Here is a 6,903-nt window from a genome sequence, read left to right as displayed (position 1 = left end):
ATTTACAGAACTTTGTGTAGGATCGCCTTCACAAAAACGAAGCGTGCCATCTTCTCCAGCATAGGGAGGGTTTTCAATTATAGTTTCATATTCACAACTAGAAGAAAGAGTTCCGTTATTTGTAACCGTAAATGTCACTTTGATGGTTCCCTCTTGAGTTCCCGGATTAAGGGTCAAAGTAGGGGTTTCATCTGATCCTACAAGTGAAGCATTCGTAGTACCTTTATCAATTGTCCATTTATAAGTAGGGTCCTGTATATTTACAGGGGTGGCCGTATAAACCAAATTCCCTTCATCTCCAATACAGAAAGAATCTGGCCCATCAATACTGCACCGGGGCTTTAAAAGAACGGCCCCAGCCATTAATTGGTTATCTAAACTCCCAATTTCTCCTTCTACAGGTGTTTCGCCATTATTTTGAAATTGATCGGTTATAACATGATATGGTCCTCCATTTATAAAAGAGGCTCCTCTTCCAGGCCCATATCCTAAAATCCCATCATCTGATGGCGGATCTGAAGGGCTATTACCTGCAGCAATATGCGCTGCAAACTCTATTACAACAGAAGTGGCTTCCGATTGCCAGCTTATATCGTAGAAAATATACCCTGCTTCATATTTTACAAATTCTACCTTATTTGCACTATCACCACCGGTAAATTCAGCATTTCCCCAGATTTGAATTTCCCTACCGGAATATTTAGATTCAAAAAGAGCAATTACAGCTTGAGTAGTACGACCAGGAAGATCACCAGGAAGAACTAAATTCTCTTCCCCAGATATTTCTAATGTTGCCGTATAGCCTGGACCTGTTCCAGTTCCAAGATCATGGGCTGTATTACATTCTGTTTCTGCACTAGCTGAAATTGCATCACCACATATATTCAGATCAAGATCGGCATAATTCTCAGGCATTAAACCAAATCCCGGCAATATAGTTTCGGATACTTCTAAAGCATCCTCCCATCCGATCATAAAATCATAAGCATGAACCCCATTTTTCTGTGCCTGCATTTTAACTCTAAAAGTATGGTTAAACCCTGGGGTGGAAGGTATATCCTCAAAAATCAGCCTCTGAAGGGTAGCCATCCCTTCAGTATATTCTGAATTATTGTTATTCAAAATACCATTTAACCAATATATATAACCTAGATCTTTATTCCCTTGAATATTTCTTTCATTAGCCGCCTGTCTAAAATCGGCTGATTGAGAATAAATCGATTGAGAGGAAATTAGGAATATCAGCAGAAAGGCAATCCAAATAAAATTACCTTTCTGTAATACTTGGAACCAATATTTCCCAGTTCTTGAATAATTAGTAATCTTCTTCATAATTTAAAAATTTTAAAGGTTAACACCAGTAGCATGCGTGAACCTTCAAAAGCAGACCGGGCAGCCATTTTAAAAAAGGGTATTCAATTGTAAAATCTAAACTAGAAGAGTAGGGCGAATAACCTGTACCAGAATTATGGCCAGGGAAATACCTTAAAAGGTAAACCATCGTCCGGGGGGAGTAAATCTTCTTTGATTTGGGGGGATCGTCAAGCAGCAGACATTAATATTAAAGACTGTTGCTAAAAGAAATGACATAAATAGTCATCAATACTTCAAAAGCCATAAAATAAATTTCAAACTCTGGTAAAGTGGTTTCGGGGAGCTATAAACAAAAATTATAGGGCAGAAAAGTTTTTATTTGTAATAGCGTTTAAAGATAAAATAAATTCCTTTTAAAACCCTAAGCAACATACTTAACTATTTAAAAAACAAACTCATAAGTATAAAAATAAGGGTTTTCCCCCATAAATTTTAAACTTAATATGCAGAAAATATTGAAATAAAAAAAGCAGGCCTATATGGCCTGCTTTCTGTTCGTTTTTTGATTAAATTATTCAGAGGAGATTATAGTTTTCGAGAAACTCTCCTTGTCTGTATTCACTTTAATAATGTATGTCTGCCCAGGGCTAACTAACGAACCAACGTTCAATTCACTAATATCTCCTGAGGTTACACCTAAGAACTTAAAGTTCTGTAGTAGCTGACCACTAAAGTTGAAGAATTGAATGTTCACATCTGAAACATAATCAAAATGGTACTGAACATTTAGCTGATCAACAAATGGAACAGGCGCAACGCTAAATCCGCTTACCAAAGAAGTGCTTAAAGCAAAACCGGATCCGGTCACATCACATTCAGGCGAAGAAGGTGCGGTAGTAGCAGAAGTTCCTCCAAGCGGACATCCAGCCTGATTCAATCCATCCAGATAGATACCAAAGGCGCCGGCTTCATCACTGGTAAAGGCATCATTGACATCGGCTATCAAGGTTTCGGTATCAGAATATGCAAATCCCACTTCAGAACTGCAGGTATTTAGCAACGCAGCCACGGACTGACGGCCAAGATTGTAAATTCCGCCGCCACCCAGATTCAGCACCTCTAATAAGCTGTAATTGGCAATTGCAGAAGGTGCACTGGTAAAGATATCACCATATCTGTCGCAGGTCACATAGGCATCGCACCAACGGTCGGTATGTTCTTTCCAGTAACCAAGGGTACAACCCTCGTCTACCACACAGTTTTCCAGGGTAATGCTAATACTGGCACCCAGTCTGCAAATATGAGCAGGTACATTATAGGTTATATTAATGAGATAAACCCCTGCTGAATTTCCTGTAAAATTACCATTACTATCCACTCCGTTGCCACTATACTCAACGTTGGTGGCATCTGCAGGAACATAGATACTTAAATCTACCAATCCTGCATCTGGAACACAATAGGTCGCTTCAAAGATGTCGTCCTGTGGCTGGTCCTCATATTCGAATGTTATCTCGTCATAATTGGAACAACCGTTTCCATCTGTGTAATCATACCTAATGGTTTGAGTGGATTCCGAAAGATCAGGAACAAAATTTCCATTAGTATCTACATCACCACTCCAGGTACCTCCAGAAGGAGAGCCTAAAAATACCAGACCTAAGCTTGGATCTACATCACTTGAACAAACAGGGTCTGATGGCGGCTCTAATATGTTCACTTCAGGAAGGGCATTGATGGTAAAGGTCACTTTAGCAGTATTTGTACAGCTATTGCCATCAGAGAAAGAAACAGTATAAATGGCTCCATTGGTCACACCATCAATATCTGCTGCATCACTCACCTCTGCTCCACCAGTTCCATCCCCCTCATACCAGGTAACTGAAGAACCGCCGGGAATACCAATAGCACTTTCATAACCGGTAAGATCAATATTATCTATCTTACCGCTATCTTCGGCATCCTCACAAAAATCATCGGTCTGATCGGTAAGATCTGGCAGATCATAGATGGTGAAAGTAATCTTAGCTGTATTTGTACAGGTATTATCATCGGTATAAGAAACGGTGTAAATAGAGCCATCGGTAACTCCATCAACATCTGATGGATCACTTACCAAAGCTCCTCCGGTACCGTCACCAACATACCAGGTGCCTGAAGAACCTCCGGGGATACCAATCGCAGCTTCATAACTGGTGAGATCGATATCATCCACACTTCCACTATCTTCCGGATCTTCACAGAATTGATCTGTCTGATCTGTAAGATCTGGCAGGTCATTGATTGTGAAGGTCACTTTAGCTGTACTGGTACAGGTGTTTTCATCTGTATAGGAAACCGTGTAGATCGCTCCATTGGTCACGCCATCAACATCGGTAGCGTCGCTAACCAGAGCTCCGCCGGTACCATCGCCCACATACCAGGTGCCCGATGAGCCTCCGGGAATTCCGATGGCAGCTTCATAACCGGTGAGATCGATATCATCTACTTTACCACTACCTTCAGCATCTTCACAGAACTCATCTGTTTGATTGGTAAGGTCTGGATTTTCATAGATGGTAACCGTTGCGGTATCGGCTTCTGAAGTACAGGTGCCAATTCCGCCAACACCAGAACCAGTGACTGTCACAGAATAAGTTCCTTCTTCTGAAACCATAATACTGGCACCATCTTCATCGGGAATTATCACACCGTCCTTTTTCCACTCATAGTTCAAAGGAGGGATTCCGCCTGTTGGCGTTGCCACCAGTTCCCTGGGAAATTCAGATTCACAATCGGCAATATCATCTATACTAACCAAGGGTTGAACGTTAAAATTAGAACCCACAAAATCCTCAAGTATAGAGGTCAGGGAGAAGGAAGCCCTGGTCTCCACCAAAAAGGAAGAGAAACAGGCGTTGTTCAATGGCAGATCTGCAACATTGATAAAACCTTCAAAGAAGGTAATAGGTGGCATCACATTGGCAATTGGCTCACCTTTTGCCTGATAATCCCATGGTGTGCTGACATTTCCTGCATTCACTACAGCAGCAAGAAGATTTGGCTGCGGATGTTCTTCGTCAACTATTTTTATAAGGCTTTTTGCACTACTTGGAACATTTCCACCATTGGCTGCACTGCCTTTCCACTCATAAGCCGCAATCTTTCCTACGGTACCACCTTTAGAGATTTCGGCTACTACAAGCAGGTCACCTACTTCATGTTCCCCGTCAAAAGTACCATTCAAGATATTTACGTCATCTTTGAAGAACCAGAATCCAATATTGGTGGCTCCCTCATTAGAAAAACGGTTTCCGAAGAAATAAATCCGACCTTCGATCAAAATGGCGCCGGCCTGTAAAATGTTGGTCTTATCACTGGAACTACCATCCTGTAATTTATTTAACCATCCGGAAATAGGTAAATGGTCTTTGGTAGATCCACCGGTAAAGATATCATCCGGTAACTCCCTGTCAAATTGAATTCCGGTGGAGATACTTCCGGCAGGCAAACCAGTATTGGTATAAACGTTCTGCCAGTCAAGTTTCCCGTCGTCGTTCAGTACGTTACCGTCAAGGAATCCATAAGGATGTGTTTGCGCTATTGTTATTAAAGGAAATAACAATATGATAAAAATAATGGCCAGGCATCTAACAAAACTATTTGTCTTCCCGTTTCCCTTACGCCAAAATTTCACTTCTGAATAAGTAATATTTTCCATAATTATTTTTTTAGGATTAAACCATCATAAGGGCTTATCCCAAGCAGAATGGAGCAAGAATCCAAAAAATGAATAATAAATCTAAAACTGGAAAAAAGGGGGGTAAGTTATACGACAACCGGATTAGGATGGGAGTCATTGGACCTTCTAAAAAGTCAGGATAAATTTTATGGTAGCTGTAGAGTGAGGGATCGAATCGAAGTCACCTGGACTTCAAATAAAACATGCAGTAGAATGAAGAGATCTGCATTAAAAGGTCAGTTTAAATTTACGAAAAAATACGATCACTAAATCACAATAGACTGTATTTTAATCTGTTAAATATTTCTACTTAAAAACCAGAAATGGCTGCCAGCTGGCAGCCATTTCAAATTTTGGATGGTCGTTAAAATTATTTAGCAGAAATGATCTTTTTGGTAAAGACCTCACGGTCGGTGATCATTCTAACAATATATATCTGACTGGCCCTTGGTGCAAAGTCAATATCCAAAGTAGATACCGAATTTGAATTCACGGACTTTTCAGTATAAGACTTCACAAGCTGACCGTTTAGATTGAATATCTGTATGGTCACATCTGAAGTATAATCGAACTTGTATCCTATGTTCAGGTTTTCCCTGAACGGAACCGGATAAGCGGTGAACTGAGGTTCATTAGGCTCTATCAATTCCAGAGTATTATCTTCGATAGACAAGCTTTCTTTAGCTAAACTTTCTGCCTGTTTTGGCGGGAATTCACAATCGCTTCTGTCAAATACTACAGGATCCTGACATTGTTTGGCAGTATTCATTCCCAAAGTACCAAATGTACCAGGCTCATTGGACCCATCAACTAACATTCCGAATTTATAGGAATTAAAGTAAGGATCACTATTATCAAGACTTACAGGTACACTTCCGTTCGCTGTTTTTGGATCCCACTTAATAGAAACAACAGTAGTTCCTGCTTCCAATGGGGTGTAATCAATTACAACATAATATTTACCTGCGTTTTCTCCAGTACCCACTTCCCATGTGATACTATCAATAGTAGCCACTTCACAGCCATTAACATAGATCCTCACGTTAGCATCGTTCACATAGTGGAACGGCATAAATCCTGGTGCTGGTGTCTGTTCTACTTTTATTTCAATTTGTGTTCCTACATCTGCATTTTCAACAAAGAAGTCGGCATAATAGAACAAAGCTCCCGGAATAATATTAGTTACTGTGTTAATACCCTGAATCTTTTTAATGGTGACACACATGTAATCCTGAACAAAATTATCGGTATTACAGTATAGATAATCACTACATTCAGTTTGAGTTGGGAACAGGTGATTACACTCTGGCTCGTCCAGGGTGATCTCTGCAGCTCCCGAAGAACATAGGTCGGCACTACGTGCAACAACCACATAAGTTCCTGGGTCCAGGTTCTCGAATCCATTGGTTGGATAACTAACGAAATTAGGAGTAGTGCTCGGATCAGTTTTCAACTTAACCCAATAGGTCTGTCCTGCAACGTGATTGGTCACCCTTATGGTACCCTGGAAGGTATCACAGTCAGGCTGATCGGCCTCCAAGGTAGGATCTATTGGTGTATCCAGTATCCTTCCTGTTGTGAACTCCTCATCCACGGTACATCCATTTGTATCCTTTGCAGTCAGGACATATGTGGTCAGAGGTGCCAAACCAGGATAACCTCCATCCGGATAGCTCGCGAATGTACCGGATTGCCCTTTAATGACCAATCTGAACTCCCAACCGGTTTTATCAACTGGAGAAGTTACGATCATTGAAGGAGCATCAGAGAAACAGTCAAGTTGTGGCTGCTGGATGCTAACAGTTGGATTAGGATGTACCGTTACAATCGCAGTAGCCTGACAACCCTCATCATCGGTATAAGTGATC

General features: G+C 40.9%; 3 protein-coding genes. All 3 read right to left on the bottom strand.

Annotated features, from left to right (window positions below):
- Positions 1–1,122: hypothetical protein (locus tag LU635_RS16090; protein WP_240100553.1), on the bottom strand; the 1,122-nt coding region annotated here is incomplete at its 3' end.
- 763 nt (positions 1,123–1,885) lie between these two features.
- Entirely contained in the window at positions 1,886–5,014 is a 3,129-nt protein-coding gene (locus tag LU635_RS16085; RefSeq protein WP_240100551.1) for a T9SS type A sorting domain-containing protein, read from the bottom strand.
- A 391-nt stretch (positions 5,015–5,405) separates the two neighbouring features.
- Positions 5,406–6,903 (bottom strand): T9SS type A sorting domain-containing protein (locus tag LU635_RS16080; protein ID WP_240100549.1); only part of this gene is annotated, 1,498 nt, incomplete at its 5' end.

The sequence above is a fragment of the Christiangramia crocea genome (genome assembly GCF_022410465.1).
GTDB classification, from domain to species: Bacteria; Bacteroidota; Bacteroidia; order Flavobacteriales; family Flavobacteriaceae; genus Christiangramia; species Christiangramia crocea.
This window is presented reverse-complemented; position numbering and strand designations above follow the sequence as displayed.

Bases quoted from the DNA above. Each gene is read 5' to 3' on its own strand.
- LU635_RS16085 (WP_240100551.1), bottom strand. From the start codon at position 5,014: ATGGAAAATATTACTTATTCAGAAGTGAAATTTTGGCGTAAGGGAAAC.